This window comes from Desulfotignum balticum DSM 7044 (genome assembly GCF_000421285.1).
GTDB lineage: Bacteria > Desulfobacterota > Desulfobacteria > Desulfobacterales > Desulfobacteraceae > Desulfotignum > Desulfotignum balticum.
Genome location: NZ_ATWO01000001.1, coordinates 4,341,560 through 4,359,492 on the forward strand (window position 1 = coordinate 4,341,560; position 17,933 = coordinate 4,359,492).

Genomic DNA, 17,933 nt, shown 5'->3' on the forward strand with positions numbered 1-17,933 from the left:
GCCGTCTCTCAGAAATAGGGGGCCAGACCGGAGGTCATCCGCTCTAATCCCTTGACTTCAGCAAACAGATCTTCCGCCGGGTAATCACCTGTCGTGTCTGCGGGGCTGCCTGATTGAGGAAGAATAAACCGGCGGGCAAATTCCTGTATCCGGTCTTCCTGCATCCGGATACCCGGGTGGGCCGGATATTTTTCAATCACCACCTTTTTTTTGCGGTTCAAGGGAATTTCTTTGAAAGAATGTCTGAAAGACACGGATGATTTCAGGGAGGTAGCTGTGTAGGCAACCGTCAGGGTGACACCGGAAAAATCGATACAGGGCCAGAGACTTGCAGCGAAGAACAGCTGGTCGTAGGTTTTGGCCAGCTGCCAGAGATCAGTGTCTTTGGCTTGTGACAGAAGCTGGTGATGGACCGCCAGAATGGCCGGTTTTTCCCCGGTGATCCCCAGGGTCCGGATATGTCCGGTGGCCGTGATATCCTGATGCGGCAACTTGACCCGCAGGGCGTTGCGGGTAAGGGCCCCGGCCCGCTGAAACCGGTGGCGGAAGGCAAAGGAACAATAATTGATGGGCAAAGCGATGTTGTTTTCCAGAGTATACCGCATCAGTTCCAGGGCGGTCAGCTCGGTCTCCAGGACCGTGACTTTGGGGCCGTGCACAAACGTATATCCCCGCTGGATCAACTTTGGCAGATTAAACGGCGTACATCTGAGCTGGTGAAGATTCAGAAAATTCACCCCTTCATCATACAACTGGCGGATCACCTGCCGGGTGTTTTCCAGATCTTCCGGGATGGCCGGGATCTCCACGGTGACACAGGGAATGATGCCTTTCGCTTTTTTCAGGGCATCCAGGCGGTAATGGTCTGCACTGATGTCAAAACGAATTTCATCCAGGCCGTTATCTGCCAGGATTTTCAGTTTGTCTTCGGTCACCAGCAGGCCATTGGTGTACATCCATATATACAGCGGATCCGTGATTTTCGCCCGCAGGGCCTTGAGATACTGCACCACCCGCTCAAAGGTCATGAAAGGTTCCCCGCCGCTGAAACTCACTGCCCGGATACCAAAGGCCCTGACATAATCCACATAATCATTGGGGGTTTTGAACTCCAGGGAACTGGTCATGGGCAGCCCTTTTTGATTCTGGGTGGACGGGCAGTAAAAACACCGGGCATTGCAGATGCCGTTGATGAACAGGCAGGACCAGTCTCCGTTGCCGCAGAAATCGCACCCCGGTGAAATGCCGTGGGTCAACAGCTTGGTTCGGGCAAACCGCCATTCCGGGCCGTTGCCCGGGTGTTCAAAAATTTGCGTTAACAGATTTTCCCGGACCCGGGATGCCGCGTCCGCCGATTCCGGGGACAGCCAGGTCATGGTGTCATAGGCATCTGCATACTCGTCTTTGATTCTTTGGATGGTGCGGGTCATATCCATTTTTGCCATGGGTGTGTCAACCTTTGTTTCAGGTAAAGGTTGTCCTCATTAGCACAATGTATGCCGCACCGGACAAAGACATAGAATATCTCAAAAAAACAGATGGATAGATAAATATTTCTCTCTGGCGTGCAGATGGCGTACAGACAAAAACCAGACACCCCAGGACCTGTATCAGAAAAAAAGGAAAAACAATGTCTGATTTATGGGATATTTTTGTGAATCACCACCTCATCCACAGGCTGCTGCATCAGATCAAACGCGGTGAACCGCAGTGTGGTTTCATCCACGTCAATGGTGTGAAACAGCATTTCTTTTGACCCGGTTCTGGCCATGAGATGATCATACCGGTCACTGACCGGATAAAACTTAGGCCCGCTGTTGGAAATGATGTACACCGTGCCTTTTTCTTTGCCGGTCACGGGCTGGTGATTTTTTAAGGCTTTGGTGCGGGCGTATCCATGGTCATGGCCCTGGAGCACCAGGTCCACGGCATATCGGTCAAAAATCGGCACAAGTATTTCCTGGATGGTGGTGTCATGCCGGCGGGTAGAAATGGGATAGACCGTTTGATGGATGGCAACAATGGTCCAGGCGGTGTTCCGGTACAAGACGGTTTCCAGCCATTCAGCCTGGGCATCCATCGGCTCATTGCCGTTGAGAATGATGAAGCACACCCCCTGGTAAGAAAGCCAATACACGGTTTCCTCAAGACCTGGCGGGCCGTTGTCCGGCAACGTGAAATGGGGCCGCCACAGCGGGGTGATCCGTCGTTCATCTCTCGGGATGATCCGGGGATCCGGATATTCATGATTCCCCGGCACCGGCAGCATGGGAAAGGTTTTCGGCATCCAGGAAACCGCCTCAAAAAACCCGGCCCATTCCCGGTCATCCGGTCCATTGTCCATCATGTCCCCGGCAAACAGCCAGAATGCCGCATCCGGCACTGCCATAACGGCCAACCGGAACAGCTGGGATCCCAGGGCCGCGACCTGTTCCTGGATATCACCGAAAAAAACAAACCGGAACGGGTCATTCCGGCCGGATGCGGTTTTGAACCGACTCCATTCGCTCCAGTGCGGATCATTCCCGACCCGGTAGGCATATTCCGTGCCCGGAACCAGTGATTCAAACACCACGGAATGATGAAACACATCCCGTGATTCATCAATTTCTATCTGGCAGGTATCCGCCTTGACTGTGACCGCATGGGATTCCGCCTCCAGCAAATGGGATACCGGCACGATCTGAGCGGCCGGGATTTCGCCTTTTTCTCCGGACCGCCACGTGACCGCCTGTGACAGATGAGGGGTCTGGGTGAGATTCAGGACGATCCGTTCCGGAAAGGAATCTGCTGCCGCCGGGGTGTCTGTAAATCCCGGACCTGTGAAAACCAGCACCAGAAACCATGCTGCGATGATCCGTCTCAGGGGTATGTTTTCAAATCGTTTCATTTGTCCTCCTTTACCGGGTGTCCAAAGCCTGACGCATCCCCTGGTTGCTCAAAATGTTTTGCACCATCTCATCTGTCAGAACCAGATCAAAAAATCGATGGTAAAATTGTTTGATCTCTGTTTCAAGATCAATGTCGGAAAACAGCTCCGGATAAACGGTTTTGGCGGTCCACAGAATGGCCAGGGGTGTTTCCAGGCTGCCGGGATGCCCCCACCGGGAAATGCCCACAGGGATGGGAAACACGTTTTTTTCCCGGACCGCTTTGACGGCACCCCATTTTTTGTCCTGCAAAATCTCTTGATCCACCTCGGCCTCGTTTACGATGATCACCTCCGGGTTCCAGATCAGAATCTGTTCCATGCCGGCAAAAAATTTGTCTCCCCTGGCATGCAGCCGGTCTCCCACAGATACGTTGACAACCCCGGCCGCCCGGGTCCAGTCCGCTTCAATGGTTCCGGGGGCATCGGTTCTGAGAGCTTCATTGACCGAATGATACAGCCGTACCCGCTGATTTTCCGGTATTTTGCCGGTGCGTTGCGTCACGGTATGGATCATGTTCCGGTAATACTCGGTATAGGCCCGGGCCGCATCATACCGGCCGCAGATTTTTCCCATCATCTCGATGGTGGTCATCTGTTCTTCCATGTTACGGTACCCCGCCACAAAATAAGGCAGTCCGAATCGTTCCAGTTTCCGAGTTTCCGCTTCCGCCGCTGCGGTTTCCGGTTTGAGAAATACCATATCCGGGTCTGCCTTCAACAGGGTTTCTATATGAATGACGCCGCCTTTGGCAGGGATGGGCAAAGCATCGATACCCGGCATCCGCTGCCGGATCAGCCGGTCTTTTTTCAGCCCGTCCACCACCGCCACCATATCACGGCCCCTGCCCAGAAGCGTGACCACATGTCCGGTGAATGCGTACAGACAGGCGAACCGATCGGCCGGCCGATCCAGTGTCAGGGTCCGGCCGAAAAAGTCCGTGACCGTCACAGCCTTATCTTCTGTTGTGACAAAATCGGTTCCGGCTGCCGGGCCGGCCTCTGCCACCGCAACCGGCAGCAGCAGGAAAACGAGCATCCATATCCGATTCAGGGTAAGTTTTTTCATGCAGATCCGTCCGTTTCAAGGTCCAGGGTTTTAATTGGGATAATCTGTTTGATCGGTCCTTTTCCCGGCAGGGTATGGGTCATCACCAAAGTCTCGATGTGGTAGAACCGGGCCAGGTTTTCCTGTGTCAGCGCCCTGGAAGGCGTGCCCGACGGCTTCACACTCTGATTTCCCATGAATGCCACATTGACCGGAATGCCGGCATTTTCAAAATAAAAGGCATGGTTGGGAAAATGGGTGGCCATCACCAGAGTGATCCGGCGCTCCCGGATCAAGCGGGCCAGGGTTTCCAGAACGATGAGTTCATGCCGGAAATCCAGGTGAGAGGTGGGTTCGTCCATGACAATCACCGGGGTCTCCTGAATCAGGGCCCTCATGATCATCACCAGCTGGGTCTCACCCCCGCTCAACCGGGTATAGTCCCGGTGCTTCAGATGAGACAGCCCAAACATCTCCAGAATGGTTTGCGCTTTTTCAATATCCTGTTTTCCAGGTGAGGCGTAAAAAGCGGTATAGGGGGTTCTTCCCAGCAGCAGCAGATCCATTACGGAAAAAGAGAAATGCCGGTCGTGCTTCTGCGGCACATAGGCCATGACCCGGGCGGTCTCTTTGGGAGAGTACCGGGCTTGGGATTGCCCCATCAAGTTCAGGTGGCCCGTGTCCAAAATGCGTATGCCCAGCATACAGTCGATCAAGGTGGTTTTTCCGCATCCATTGGGTCCCAGCAGACAGAACACCTCGCCTCTGGCAATTTTCAGATTCACCTGCCGGAAAACCGGTATCCGGCCGAAAGAAAACGCCGCATTTTTCATTTCAATGAGGATCTGATCTGGATTGTATTTCACTGCATCACCACTCCCGGCCCCGGGTCCGCCTGAGCAGGTAAATGAAAAACGGGCCGCCCAAAAGAGAGGTCAGAATCCCCAGGGGCATTTCACTGGTACTGATCAGGCGGCTGATATCATCCACCAGAATCAGGAACGCGGCCCCCATGCAAAATGCCACGGGGATCAATGCTTTGTTGTCGTTGCCGATGATCATCCGGCCCATGTGCGGGACCACCAGCCCCACCCACCCGATGACACCGCTCACACACACGGCCCCGGCAGTGGCCAGGGTGGCGCAGACAATGATGAAAATCCGGTTGGCATTGACGTTGAGCCCCAAGGAATGGGCCTCCCGGTCTCCCATGGCCAGCACGTTCAGGCGCCAGCGAACGATCACCAGGCCCAGGGAGCCTGCCATCATGGGAATCCCGGCGGTGAGAATATGGTCGTATTCGGCCCGGGACAGGCTGCCCATGAGCCAGAACACAATGGCCGGCAGTTCATCATACGGGTCTGCCAGATATTTGAGCAAAGAGATCAGGGCGGAAAAAATCGATCCCACGATCACCCCGCCCAGCACCAGGGTGATCGCCTGGGTGGATGCGGTAAGCCGGCCGATGAAAAAGCACAGCAGCACTGCCAGCAACCCGAATCCAAAGGCAAACGGATACACATACCCATACCGGTCAAACAAAATCAGGGCCAGGGCCGCCCCGAACCCGGCCCCGGAGCTGACCCCGAGCATGCCGGAACTGACCAGGGGATTGCGGAACAATCCCTGAAACGCGGCCCCGCTCACGGCCAGGCTCCCTCCCACCAAGGCGCCCAGAATGATCCGGGGCAGCCGGACATGAACGATCACGCTGAAATGGGTGGGATCCATCGTCTGCCCGGTCCATGCCGCAGCCGCCAGTGCACCGATATCCCGGACCGACACCGGATACCGCCCCAGAAAAACGGAACAGGCACCCAGCACCAGCGGCAATACGGCCATCAGCCCATACCACAGGGTCCGGTGCCGCCGGAAGGATCTCAATACTTTTTTGCTTCCTTTTTGGTAATGGTGCGGTATGCAATGCCCGGACATGCCGGATCGTTGCAGGGGGCCACCACGATCACCTGCCGGTGGCCCATGCGCACGGTTTTGGTTTTTTCAGAGCCCATCATGACCCGGGTATCCAGAGCCAGATAATGTCCGTCACAGGTGACCAGGGCATCCACAAAGGGATATTCGCACAAAGCCCCGACACTGACGATATCCCCGGGCCTTCCCAGATGATACCATCCCCGGTACCGGCCGTCATTTCCCGAAAGCCGCAGCCCGATGCCGGCCAGGGCACCCACCACGCCCTGACCGGTGCCCCCGTGTTCCGACAGGTGAACCCCGGTTCTGGCGGCCAGAGAATAAGCGTCCGATTTGGTCAATACCCGGTTTTTGGCGGCTTTTCCAAAAGCCGCAAGGCTTTCGTCATCCAGGGAATCAGACAGCTGCACCACACACAGACCGGGATCAGACCCTTTTTCCGTGCGGGTTTCCAGAAATATCTGAAACAGGGACATGACCGCATCATAATACCGGGGTTCCAGGATCATTTCAAACCCCATGGCGGAGTTGTGGGAAGTATAGGGAATATCCTTGTGCACATACAGCTGATGCCGGCTGATGGCCTTGGTGGCGGCCAGTTTTTCCGCCGTTAGGATGCGGCACAGATCCTCCACCAGCCAGCCGGTCCCCCGGGTGCCGGGCATGTCCGTGTCATCGATGCACACCATGTAGTTCATCTCGCACTCTCCATCAAAAGGTCATCCGGATACCGGCATATCCGGTCCGGCCGGCCTGGGGCAGCCCATAGGATTCTTCATAATTTTCATCCGTCAGGTTATCCAGTCCTAGGTAGAGAAATACCGAATCCTTGTAGACTTTTTGTTCCAGTTTCACGTTCACCAGGGTATAGTCCTTGAGTTTGCCCTTGTCAAAGTTATCGGAATAGTAGTACTGGTCGGCCGTGTGCAGGATGTCTGCATGAACTCTCAGGCCGAAATCCCAGGTATATCCCACATCCAGGGTGTATTTATGGGCCGGCCGGTACTGGAGTTCATCTCTTTGGGCCCCGGCGGACTTGTCTTCGGTGTCCAGATAGGAATACCCCAGACCGATGGTGCCGGAGGTGAGAAACGGCTTGAACAGATAGATCTCAAATCCCTTGAATTCATAAGATTCCCAATTCTTGTAGAGCTCGGTGGCATCATTTTTTTCAATATACTGGGATACGTCATGTTTGAACACCGCCAGATCCAGGGTCATGTCCCCGAAAAGGCGCTGGGTGATGCCGGCTTCGTAATTTTTGGATTCTTCAGGCACCAGATCGGCATTCCCGGATTTGGGATCATACAGCTGCTTGATATCCGGAAACCGGATCTTTCTGGCATAGGAGGCCCGCAGTATGGTGCTGTCGGTCAGATCATAACTCAAACCGGCCATATAGCTTCCCTTGTCCACATCACTTCCCTCATCTTTGGTCTGCCAGTGGTGGCTGTACCCGGCCGTAACCCCCAGTTTTGACAGCAGCCGCACATTGTATTCCAGTGCCGCTGAATACATGTCCAGACCATGATCGTAATAATAGGCGGTGGGTGGGACGTTGTCCTTGTCCACATTTCTGAAATCAGATGTGTAGTCACTGGCCTCGGTGGAAAGCCCCAGCACCGCATTCCCAGCGGTTCCGAAATCCGCACGGGTCTGAAAGGCCGCCCCTTTTATTTTTGTTTCATCGTTGCTTTGATAGGTGTTTTTCTTGGTCATGGTGCTGTAGGTGTCATCATCGTACCGGGCATTTTCCTGGTCGTTTGTGTTGGCAAACACCCAGCCTCTGAAACCGAACATCCCTTTGGGGGTGTAACTCATGGACACCTGACCGGAAAGAGTTTCTAAATCCTCGGTGCGATCGTATTTCGGCTTTTTGTAGAACGGATCTTTCTTGTCATCCACAGTCATGGGGGGTGTGCCATACTCGCCGGTCGTCCTTTCCAATGTCAGGCCCATTTCAATCTCGTCGGTCATCTGGTACACCAGGTTGCCGAACAGACTCAACCGTTCACTGTCGCTGTTGTTTCGCTCATTCCCATCTTCCTGGGAGGTGGGATCAAAATTGTCGGACACGTGAAACCCGTCGGAATCATAATTGTTGACAGCGCCGAAAAAACTGACCTTATCATTGCCGCCCCCCACATTGAGTTTGGTGTAATGGTTGCCGTTTTCATCCATTTCTGCCGACACATCTCCGCCAAGTCCTGTTGTTCCCTGCTTGGTGATGATATTGATGACCCCGGCAAGCCCTCCCTGGCCGTAGAGCACGGAATGGCCCCCATAGGACACCTTGATTTTGGCGATGTTTTCCGTGGAAATCATGTTGGGGTCGAACTGGCTGTCATAGGTGGAGTTCATGGGAATCCCGTTGAGCAGCAGAATGGTGTGCCGGCTTCTGAATCCCCGGATATTGACCCGGGGGACCCCTTCGCCGCCCCGCCGGATATCCACTCCCGGCAACAGTTCCAGGGCTTTGGCCAGGGTCAGGGCATGCCGTTTTTCAATGTCTTCTGCCGTGATCTCCACCGTTTTGACCGGGGTATTTTCCGGACTGTCTGCCGAAACAACCACTTCACCCAGAGAATAAACCGTGGTTGATGGTTGTTTTGCATCTTCGGCAGCCATTGCCAGAGACATACCGATATAAAGCCATAAAACAATGCCGAATACATACCATTTTTTTGGTTTCATTTTTCCTTCCTTTTTGATTTTTCGTTCAACAGGTCTTGATTTTGGCCACAATATAGCTATTTACCGCACAGGTCAACCAAAAAGTTGTTTATGGTTTGTTTGGGTTATTTATACAAAACTATTTCTCATTCATTGACAAAAACAACCCAAATCTATATATCTACGGCATTATGAAACCAGGAACCATGATTTATCTTTCTATTGTTTTGCTCATCCTCTGGCTGTGTCCTTTGACGGCACTGGCGGAAAACCGGGTGGAAAACGACCTGAACAAAGACGGCATCATCGACCAGGTGCTGATTTATGATAATTCCGGCACCATTCTCCAGGTGGATATGGATCAGAATCAGGACGGTTTTTTTGAAAAGCACCAATTTTATACCAGGGGAGTGCTTTCAAGGATTGAAAGGGATACAACCGAAGACCATCACATGGACTGCACGGATTTTTTTGAAAATGAAAAAAGGGTCCGCCAGGAAAAACGCGATACAAAGGGAAACCTGATCCAGGTCGCACTGTTTGCCGACGATGGGCAGATCCAAAAAATTCAGAAAGATACCACCGGGGACCGGCGGTTTGACACCCTTTTCTATTTTGAGGCCGGCCGGCTGATCTCCAGTACCAAAGATACCGACGGCAATGGCACGGTCAACATCACCACCTATTACGACAATGAGCTGCCGGTCCGGCAGGAAGTGGATGAAAACGAAAACGGCACCTTGGACCGGATCGTTTTTTTCGACACCCAGGGGCAGATTCAAAAAATACTGAAAGACCCCTATCAAAAAGACCGGTACCAGACCACCCTGACCTTTGAAAACGGGCAGATGAAAACCCGGGAAAGGGATTCAAACAAAAACGGCAAACCGGATGACATCACCTGGTATGAAAAGGAACAGCCTGTGGAACAAAAGCAGGACACCAATTTTGACGGCCGGTTCGACATCATCACCCGGTTTGCAAACGGGGTGGTCCGGTTCCAGGAAAAAGACCTGGATTTTAACGGCGTATCTGATTTTTTCGCCGATTTCGACGACACGGGAAAAGTGTTGAAGACCCGGGAAGATACCAGTAGAAACGGGCAGATCGACAGGATCAGGCATTATCGGTCCGGGACCCTTTACAAAGTGGCACATGACCATGACGGGGATGAATTTTTTGAAACCGTTTCTCTGATGGAAAACGACCGGATCGTGAAAAACCTCATCGACAAAAACCGGGACGGGACCCCGGATGTGGCGGTGTTTTTCACCGAAAATCAGCAAAGAGACCGGTTGATCAGCGACACCGAATTCAATGGCGCACCCGATACCTGGCAGTATTACTCCGATGATGTGTTGATCCGGGTGGAAAAAGATGAAAACGGGGATGGGAATGTGGATCACAAGGTGTATTATAAAAACGGCCAAAAAACGCATCTGGTCCGGGATACCTCTTTTGACGGACACTTTGACACCACCCAGCGATATGATGACCCGGAATGGTCTTTGATTGTGACCCAGGACATCAGCCAGAACGGGAAGCCCGATATCCGTTCTTTTTTCAAAGGAGAGATACTGCGGCGAAAGGAAGTGGATGAAACCCTGGACGGGACCCTGGATCTGGTGGAAACCTATGATGAGAACGGGCAACTGGAAACCCTGGAGGAATGGAAACAGGGAAACCCCTGGCTGACCTGGTATTACGCGCCCGGCGAAATCCTGATTCGGGGGGAGGAAGACAAAAACCAGGATGGTGTGGTGGAGATCTGGTATCTGTACGAAAACGGCAGGCTGGTCACGGTCAAGGAAGACACCACCCTGGACGGCAAACCGGACCTGTGGGAAACCTATGACAAGACCCAGGCCATGGTGAAACGCGAACGGGACCTGGATTTTGACGGGATTCCGGATTTTGTGGAAACGATCGAACAAGCTGAAACCGATTCCTGATCAGCTGAAAGGAAAAAACAAACACTGATGCTGGCATTTTTATCCAAAGGCGGGATCCTGGTCATCCCCATATTGTTCTGCTCCGTTCTGGTTCTGGCCATTTTTTTTGAGCGCATGATCCGGTATGCGGTCAACCGGCGGCGGGGAAAGGAAATTGAACTCAAAATCGCCGATCTGGTGGCCAAAGGCATGGAAGAAGATGCCCTGACCCTGGCCGGACAGAGCAACTCTCCCATGGGCCGGATTCTTGAAAAAGCGATCCAGGCAAGGGACCTGGACAAAGACACCCTGGAATCGGTGATTGTGAATGCCACGGAAAACGAGGTCCGAGACCTGTCCGCCTATCTCCAGGCCCTGGCCACCATCGGCAACATCGCACCGCTGCTGGGGCTTTTAGGCACCATCATCGGCATGATCAAGGCGTTCATGGTGATCCAGGACATGGGCGGCAAAGTGAATGCCGCGGTTCTGGCCGGCGGCATCTGGGAAGCCATGCTCACCACGGCGTTAGGGCTGGCTGTGGCCCTGCCCACCATGGTGGCCCATTCCTATCTGCTGTCCAAAGTGGACAAATATGAAGCAAGGCTGCAGAACGGCTCGGTCCTGTTTTTGAAAGCCGTTGCCGCAAAGGACCGGTAAGCATGCTGAAATTTAAAAAACACACCCACCGGTACCAGATCCAGGCTCCGCTGACCTCCCTGATCGATATCGTGTTTCTGCTGCTGATCTATTTTCTGCTCACCACCAATTTCATTGTGGAGGAAGGCATCAAGATCAAACTGCCCCAGGCCACGGCATCGGCCCCCCAGATCAAACAGGAGATCACCGTGTTTGTGGACAAGGAAGGGACCGCTTTTATGGCGGACCAGAAAATCCCCATGGACCAGCTGTATACCCGGCTCAAAGAAAAAATCGGCAATGATCCGGACCGCCTGGTGATCATCAAGGCGGACAAAACCGTTATTTTAAACAAGGCCGTCAAGGTCATGGACATTGCCAAGGCCGCGGGTGCAGCCCGGCTGAGCCTGGCAACGGAAAAAGGGCTCTGAGTCACCGGGATGGCACAGCATTCCCATATGTCCGTCAACTGGCTGCTCCATGGGTTCATCCTGGTTTCTTTTGGCATCCATGTCCTGATTTTTCTTCATATGGCAGGCATCTATGAGAACCGGGCCATGTCCTATATCGAACTCACCTTGCAGCAGGTGTCCAAACCGTCCACCCGGGACATTCCCTCCCCCCGGCTCCGGCGACAGCAGGTCCAGAAGACCACTGTCACGCCCATCTACCCCAAACCATTTCAAGTCCCAAAAATGAAGCTGGACCCGGTGGTGACCCGGACACCCACCGTGACAAACGATCAGATTCCGATACCCCAGATGCCCGACACTGTGAGTGCGGCGTCGGTGCCGGTCACGGGATTCAGTGCCCAGCCGGAATCCGTGGCGGATACCACGGATGTCCAAACACAATTCACCACGGCCCGGGACTATTTTGAAATGCTGAATTTAAGGATTCACAGCGTCAAAAAATATCCGGAATCCGCCCGATCCCGGCATATTCAGGGGCGTGTCAAGGTCAAATTCGTGCTCCTGGCGGACGGTTCCCTTAAAGAAGTTCAGGTGGTGAAAACCTCCCGGCACAAAAATCTGGATGAGGCGGCCGTCACTGCCGTCAAAAAAGCGGCCCCGTTTCCCAGACCCCCGGCATCTCTTTTTAAAACCCCGGTCACATTTCAGATTCACATTCTTTTTGAACTGACCTGATTGCAATGCATCGCTGGGAATAACCAAAGGAAAAATTTCCATTATGAAGACACCCCGTCTGTTACAAAAAATCCTTGTATTCATCATTGCCACATGTCTTTTTTTCACCCCCCAGCTGTTGCAGGCCAATGCAGGCAAAGAACGGATCATCACGGACATGGCAGGCCGAAAAGTTGCAATCAAAGGCCCGGTCCAGCGGGTGGTCACCACATTCAAACCGGCCAGTCTGTGCGTGCTGTCCCTGGGTCTGGCCAACACCCTGGTGGGCGTGGACAACTCAAGCCGAAAAGATCCATTGCAGGTATCGGTCTGGCCGGATATCCAGCACCTGCCAGGGGTCGGTACCAAATCCATGGGCATCAACCTGGAAACCCTGGTGTCCCTGAAACCGGATCTGGTGATTTTCTATTCCCAGAACGACGGCCTGCCTGCCACGGAAAAACTTACGGCCATGGGGATCCCCTGCATCGTGATTCTTCCGGAATCCTTTGACAGCATTTTGCAGGCCATGGAAATCATTGCCCGGGCCATGGGAAATTCCCAGCGGATCTCTTTTGTCCGGAACCAGATGGATGCGGTGCTGGCGCTGGTGGATGACCGGCTGGCCGATCTGCCCGGGTCCCGGGAAAAAACCGGGTATTTTGCCTCCCCCCTGGGACTGTTCAGCACCACCACCGGGAGCATGCTTCAGGATGAGATTTTTGCCCGGGCCCGGATCCGCAATGTCTCGTCCCATCTGACCGGATATTTTCAGGACATCTCCCCGGAACAGCTGGTGGAATGGAATCCGGACATCATGGTGGTGTCCCAGCACATGAAAAAAAGTCAGGTCCGGCTCCTGGATCTGGCGCCCTTACAGGGGATTTCCGCCATATCCCAAAACCAGGTCTATCGATGCCCTTCCAGCCTGGCCCCATGGGACTTTCCGTCGCCTTTGGCCGTACTGGCCACGCTCTGGGTGGCCCAAAAAGCCTATCCGGAACAATTTGCCGACATTGATGTGCTTGCCCAGGCCGATGCCTTTCACCAAAATCTGTTCGGACAGACCATGACCCAGATGGGCGGAACCCTTGAAGACGTGATTGACTGAATGAGCCCATCCCGCGCATCCGGCCGATTGCTGGGACTGCTGGGCCTTGTTCTGGCGGCGGCCCTGGTGATCTCCCTTTTTTCAGGCCGGATTCAGATCCACTGGCAGGAGATGGTCTCCTTTGGCCTCCACCTGTTAAAAGGGCAGGATCTTCCGGCGGATTTGGTACACAAGGAGCTGGTTTTTTTATGGATCCGCCTGCCCCGATGTCTCATGGCCCTGCTGGTGGGATCGGCCCTGGCCGTGTCCGGGGCCGTGTACCAGGCCCTGTTCCGCAATCCCCTGGTATCTCCGGATATCCTTGGGGTCTCTGCCGGGTGTACGTTCGGGGCGGCCCTGGGACTGATCCTGGCTTCGAATGTCTTTGGCCTGGTCCAGGTGTTGTCCTTTTTTTTCGGGATCACTGCCGTGTGCCTGAGCCTGGGCCTGGCCAGGGTGATTTCCATTAAACCGGTGATCGTGCTGGTTCTAGCCGGTATCGTGGTGATGTCGTTTTTCAATGCCCTGCTCATGGTGGTGAAATATTTTTCAGACCCCTATGACGAGCTGCCCGGCATCATCTTCTGGGTCATGGGCAGCCTGAGCCGGGTCTCCTGGGAGCATGTCGCAACCATGGCCCCGTTCACCCTGGCCGGACTGATTGTGTTCATTGTGCTGGGATTCCGCCTCAATATTCTGTCTTTGGGCGATATCCAGGCCAAATCCCTGGGCATGAATCCCGGACTGTTCCGCTTCATCCTGATCACGGCCAGTTCCTTTATGGTGGCGGTGTCTGTGGCCTGCTGCGGGCAGATCGCCTGGATCGGTCTGGTGATACCCCACATGGCCCGATCCCTGGCCGGACCGGAACACCAGAAAATGATCCCGGTGACAGCCCTGCTGGGCGCTATTTTTCTTTTACTGGCCGATTCTGCGGCCCGAAGCATCTCTTCGGCCGAAATTCCCGTGGGTATTATCACGGCCCTTACCGGGGCCCCGATTTTCGGGTATTTTTTGTACAAAAACCGCAACACCGGGTGGATCTGATGCTTTCCTGCCGCCAACTTGGATTCAGGTATGGAGATATCCCGGTGCTGTACGATATCTCTTTTACCGTGGAAAAAGGGTGTTTCTGCGTGGTGCTGGGCAGAAACGGGTCCGGGAAAACCACCCTGATCCATTGTCTGAACCGGATTTTGCATCCCACCAAAGGACAAGTTTTCATCGACGGCAAAGACATGACATCCCTGTCCCGGAATGAGATCGCCCGGACCGTCAGCCTGGTGCCCCAGGAACACATGGAAATCTTTCCCTTCCGGGTCATCGACGTGGTGGTGATGGCCAGGGCCCCGTTTCTGGGAACGGCTGCCGCACCCAAACCAGACGATTACACAATTGCGGAAGAGGCTCTGAAACAGTTGCACGCCTTTCACCTGGCGGATAAAAATTTTAACCGGATCTCCGGGGGAGAACGCCAGATCGTGCTGCTGGCCCGGGCCATTGCCCAGAACCCGCAGATCATGCTGCTGGATGAACCCACCAATCATCTGGATTTCAACCACCAGTACCATCTGCTGTCCGCCATTAAGGAGCTGTGCCGATCAACCGATTTGTGCATTGTGGCTTCCATGCATGATCCCAATCTGGCATCCCTGTTTGCCGATGATGTCATCATGCTGAAAAACAGCCGAATTCTATGTCATGGGCCGAATCAAACGGTGATGACACCCCGAAACATATCCGCTCTGTATGATGTCGATACCCGGGCGATTCCCATCGGAGACCGGAAACAATTGTTTTTACCCAAACAGGGGATGGGATCTTCTGGTACTTAAAATAATTTGTTATTTTAAGTCATTTTTGGTTATTTATAAAAATTATAAGATTTATTTAAAAAAATAGTTGACAAATGATAACCTAAAAGATAGGTTGTTTTCACATCGGGATAAATTGCGGTCCCGAAACCATGTTAGTGGATAATGTCACAGGATAAATTTATTGTTTCCTTATAACAATCCCCATCTCCTTGGCACGCATTATCCAGCCGCCTGTCCTGCCCCGGACCCTGGCAGGACAGGCGGCACTCTTTTTGGCTACAGATTCCTTGATTCCTTTGTTTTTGGATCTTTACAAACATGAATCCCCCTTATATGATAATCGCACCAATATTGACTTGAAACAAAGGGGCCTGGAAATGGGAGAACTGTATACGACCAAGGAAATTGCCAAATTTTTAAACATCAATGAAAAAATGGTGTACTCCCTGATCTCTGAAAAAGGGCTGCCCGCCACCAAAGTCACGGGCAAATGGCTGTTTCCCATCCATCTGGTCCGGCAGTGGGTGGAGGCGGGCACGGAAAATTATCCCCAGTCGGCCCAGCTGCCTCCCTACCACGGCCTGGTGCTCATTGCCGGCAGCAATGATCTGCTGCTGGACAAACTCATCGCCACCTTTAACATCAAACATGAACACCACATGGCCATGTTCGGCATGGCCGGATCCCTGGGCGGCCTGAACGCCCTGAAACAGAACCTGTGCCACATCGCTTCCAGCCATTTGATCGGGGATAATAATGAATATAATTTTCCTTTTCTCAAAGACGATATGCATCACCCGCCGGCCGTGGTGAATTTCTGCCGGCGGGAACAGGGCATTGTGCTCCAGAAGGGAAATCCCAAAAATATCCGCACCATCGCAGATCTTGGCAAACAAGGGATCCATATTGTGAACCGGCAGCTGGGAACCGGCACCCGCAAACTGTTTGACAAACTGCTGGAGGAACATGACATCCAGGGAGAAAATCTTCAGGGATATGACACCCTTTTGTCCCGGCACATGGATGTGGGCCTGGAAATTCTGAATGGAAACGCAGATGCCGGACCGGCCATCCGCCCGGTGGCCAATATCCTGGGACTGGATTTCATTCCCGTGTGCTGGGAGCGATTCGACCTGCTCATCGCCAAGGACAAATTTTTCGAACAGGGCATCCAGTTGTTTCTGTCTCTGCTGAAAGGAAAAGTCATTGTGCAGACCGCTGAAAAATACGGGGGGTATGACCTGTCCATGACCGGAAAAATGATCTATCCCCCATCCTGAGCCGGCAGGCACAGAACCAGGCACAGACACACCAGCGACACCAGAAACACCAGCAGAAATGTGCTCCATACGCCCTGGGCCACGGCTGTCTTTAAAACCGCTTTGGCCGCATCCGGAATCTGGGCCTGAAATTCCGGGCGAAACAGGTTTTCCATGTTTTCCTTCAACTGGACCATCAGTTTTTCCGGCAAAGACACTTCCACGGTTTCCAGCCGGTTCAGCAGCTGATGCGTGACCATGCCGCCGCTGACGCCCACCCCTAAGGTGCCTCCCAGGGTCCGGGCAAACTGGTGGGAAGATGTCGCCACCCCCAGATCTGATGATCCCAGGCTGTTCTGAACCTTCAGCAGCGTAGCCAGGACCACGAAACCCATGCCGAACCCCACCACCTGAAACACCAGAAAACTGTGAAGCATGGATGTGGCGGTGGAAAATCCCAGGGTCAGTCCCGTGCCGGCCGCCAAAAGAATGCCGCCGGCCAGGGCTGCGGTTTTCTGGGTGGTCAGGTGCATGACTCTTCCTAAAATCAGGGAGCTCACGGACCAGCCCAGACTCAAAGACAGCATGGCCATTCCCACCTGCAACGGGGTATGACCCAATGCGCCCTGGAGAAACAGCGGGGCATACCCGAACAGGGAAAACATGGAAAAACTGGCACAGAACCCGGCCAGGTTCCCCATGGCAAAGCCCCTGCGCTTGAAAAACCGCAGATCCAGAATGGGATCATCCGCCCCCAGTTCCGCTTTGACAAACCAGATGCCGAACCCAATGGAAGTGACGGCCAGCAGTGCTGACGGCAAAGAGATCCAGGCGATATCCCGTCCCCCGATCATCACCAGGGTCAGCACGGACATCAGAAACCCGGTCAGCGACACCAGCCCGGACCAGTCCAGCGAAACGTCCTTCTTTTTTTCCCGGAACTCGGTCAGATACAGGGCAATGCCGGCCAGCGACAGCAAGCCCAAAGGCAGATTGATGAAAAAAATCCATCGCCAGGAGAAAAAACTGACCATCACCCCGCCCATGGTGGGACCGATCACCGATGCCACCCCCCAGATAAAAGAAGCCAGAGAAAGGGTTTTGGCCCGCTGTCCTTCCGGTGCAGCTTCCGACAGTACCACATACACCAGAGCGAAAATACCGCCGGACCCGATGCCCTGAAACACCCGGGCTCCCACCAGATATCCCATGGACGGGGCCGCGCCGGCAGCCAAGGAAGCCAGAATAAAGATGCTGATACTGACCAGCAGCAGCTGCCTGACGGCAAACAGATCCGACAGTTTGCCGAAGATCGGCAATGCCACGGCCCGGGCCAGAAAATAGGCCGTATACACCCAGGCATACAGGTGCAGGCCGGAAAGTTCGGCAATAATGGTGGGCATGGCCGCTGACATGACCAGGGCATCCAGTGCCCCCAGAAACAGGGCCAGCAGCACGGCGCTGATCAACCAGGTCTGATTCATATTT

The 17,933-nt window shown here is 53.8% G+C and carries 16 protein-coding genes; 8 read left to right on the forward strand and 8 right to left on the reverse strand.

Annotation, left to right across the window (positions count from 1 at the left end; all coding sequences use genetic code 11):
- Positions 1-8 precede the first annotated feature (8 nt).
- The 7 genes from K365_RS0121735 to K365_RS0121765 all read right to left on the reverse strand — a co-directional run bounded on the left by K365_RS0121735 (position 9) and on the right by K365_RS0121765 (position 8,603).
- Positions 9-1,445: a radical SAM protein gene (locus K365_RS0121735; RefSeq protein WP_024336292.1), complete on the reverse strand. Its 1,437-nt coding sequence runs from the start codon at positions 1,443-1,445 to the stop codon at positions 9-11.
- A gap of 194 nt (positions 1,446-1,639) precedes the next feature.
- On the reverse strand, positions 1,640-2,890 hold the full coding sequence (locus K365_RS0121740) for a purple acid phosphatase family protein (RefSeq protein WP_024336293.1): 1,251 nt from the start codon (positions 2,888-2,890) through the stop codon (positions 1,640-1,642).
- A 10-nt stretch (positions 2,891-2,900) separates the two neighbouring features.
- On the reverse strand, positions 2,901-3,998 hold the full coding sequence (locus tag K365_RS0121745; RefSeq protein WP_006967639.1) for an ABC transporter substrate-binding protein: 1,098 nt from the start codon (positions 3,996-3,998) through the stop codon (positions 2,901-2,903).
- A complete protein-coding gene (locus K365_RS0121750; RefSeq protein WP_024336294.1) occupies positions 3,995-4,843 on the reverse strand; it encodes an ABC transporter ATP-binding protein in 849 nt (282 codons plus the stop codon). The genes K365_RS0121745 and K365_RS0121750 overlap by 4 nt, the downstream gene beginning before the upstream one ends.
- Before the next feature lie 4 nt (positions 4,844-4,847).
- The gene (locus K365_RS0121755; RefSeq protein ID WP_024336295.1) at positions 4,848-5,861 is read right to left on the reverse strand and encodes a FecCD family ABC transporter permease; all 1,014 of its coding nucleotides are present in this window, start codon (positions 5,859-5,861) and stop codon (positions 4,848-4,850) included.
- Positions 5,858-6,607, reverse strand: coding sequence for a hypothetical protein (locus K365_RS0121760; RefSeq protein WP_024336296.1), 750 nt, complete (start codon positions 6,605-6,607; stop codon positions 5,858-5,860). The genes K365_RS0121755 and K365_RS0121760 overlap by 4 nt, the downstream gene beginning before the upstream one ends.
- 13 nt (positions 6,608-6,620) lie before the next feature.
- Complete coding sequence (locus tag K365_RS0121765; protein ID WP_024336297.1) at positions 6,621-8,603, reverse strand: TonB-dependent receptor plug domain-containing protein; 1,983 nt, start codon at positions 8,601-8,603, stop codon at positions 6,621-6,623.
- Between the two features lie 185 nt (positions 8,604-8,788).
- Here K365_RS0121765 and K365_RS0121770 point away from each other — a divergent pair, with 185 nt between their 5' ends.
- The 8 genes from K365_RS0121770 (at position 8,789) to K365_RS0121805 (ending at position 16,466) form a co-directional block, all read left to right on the forward strand.
- Complete coding sequence (locus tag K365_RS0121770; RefSeq protein ID WP_024336298.1) at positions 8,789-10,534, forward strand: hypothetical protein; 1,746 nt, start codon at positions 8,789-8,791, stop codon at positions 10,532-10,534.
- Positions 10,535-10,561: 27 nt separating this feature from the next.
- Positions 10,562-11,173: a MotA/TolQ/ExbB proton channel family protein gene (locus K365_RS0121775; RefSeq protein ID WP_006967654.1), complete on the forward strand. Its 612-nt coding sequence runs from the start codon at positions 10,562-10,564 to the stop codon at positions 11,171-11,173.
- 2 nt (positions 11,174-11,175) lie between these two features.
- The gene (locus K365_RS0121780) at positions 11,176-11,583 is read left to right on the forward strand and encodes an ExbD/TolR family protein (RefSeq protein WP_024336299.1); all 408 of its coding nucleotides are present in this window, start codon (positions 11,176-11,178) and stop codon (positions 11,581-11,583) included.
- Positions 11,584-11,592: 9 nt separating this feature from the next.
- On the forward strand, positions 11,593-12,300 hold the full coding sequence (locus K365_RS0121785; protein WP_024336300.1) for an energy transducer TonB: 708 nt from the start codon (positions 11,593-11,595) through the stop codon (positions 12,298-12,300).
- A gap of 43 nt (positions 12,301-12,343) precedes the next feature.
- Positions 12,344-13,390 carry an ABC transporter substrate-binding protein gene (locus K365_RS0121790; RefSeq protein ID WP_024336301.1) on the forward strand — a complete coding sequence of 349 codons (1,047 nt, stop codon included), beginning with the start codon at positions 12,344-12,346 and terminating at the stop codon, positions 13,388-13,390.
- Positions 13,391-14,416, forward strand: a complete 1,026-nt coding sequence (locus tag K365_RS0121795) for a FecCD family ABC transporter permease (RefSeq protein WP_024336302.1) — start codon at positions 13,391-13,393, stop codon at positions 14,414-14,416.
- Positions 14,416-15,204 carry an ABC transporter ATP-binding protein gene (locus K365_RS0121800; RefSeq protein WP_024336303.1) on the forward strand — a complete coding sequence of 263 codons (789 nt, stop codon included), beginning with the start codon at positions 14,416-14,418 and terminating at the stop codon, positions 15,202-15,204. The genes K365_RS0121795 and K365_RS0121800 overlap by 1 nt, the downstream gene beginning before the upstream one ends.
- A 359-nt stretch (positions 15,205-15,563) precedes the next feature.
- Positions 15,564-16,466, forward strand: a complete 903-nt coding sequence (locus tag K365_RS0121805; protein ID WP_024336304.1) for a substrate-binding domain-containing protein — start codon at positions 15,564-15,566, stop codon at positions 16,464-16,466.
- Here the strand turns inward: K365_RS0121805 and K365_RS0121810 are convergent.
- The gene (locus tag K365_RS0121810; protein WP_024336305.1) at positions 16,451-17,929 is read right to left on the reverse strand and encodes an MFS transporter; all 1,479 of its coding nucleotides are present in this window, start codon (positions 17,927-17,929) and stop codon (positions 16,451-16,453) included. The two genes, K365_RS0121805 and K365_RS0121810, sit on opposite strands and share 16 nt — an antisense overlap.
- Positions 17,930-17,933: the final 4 nt, after the last annotated feature.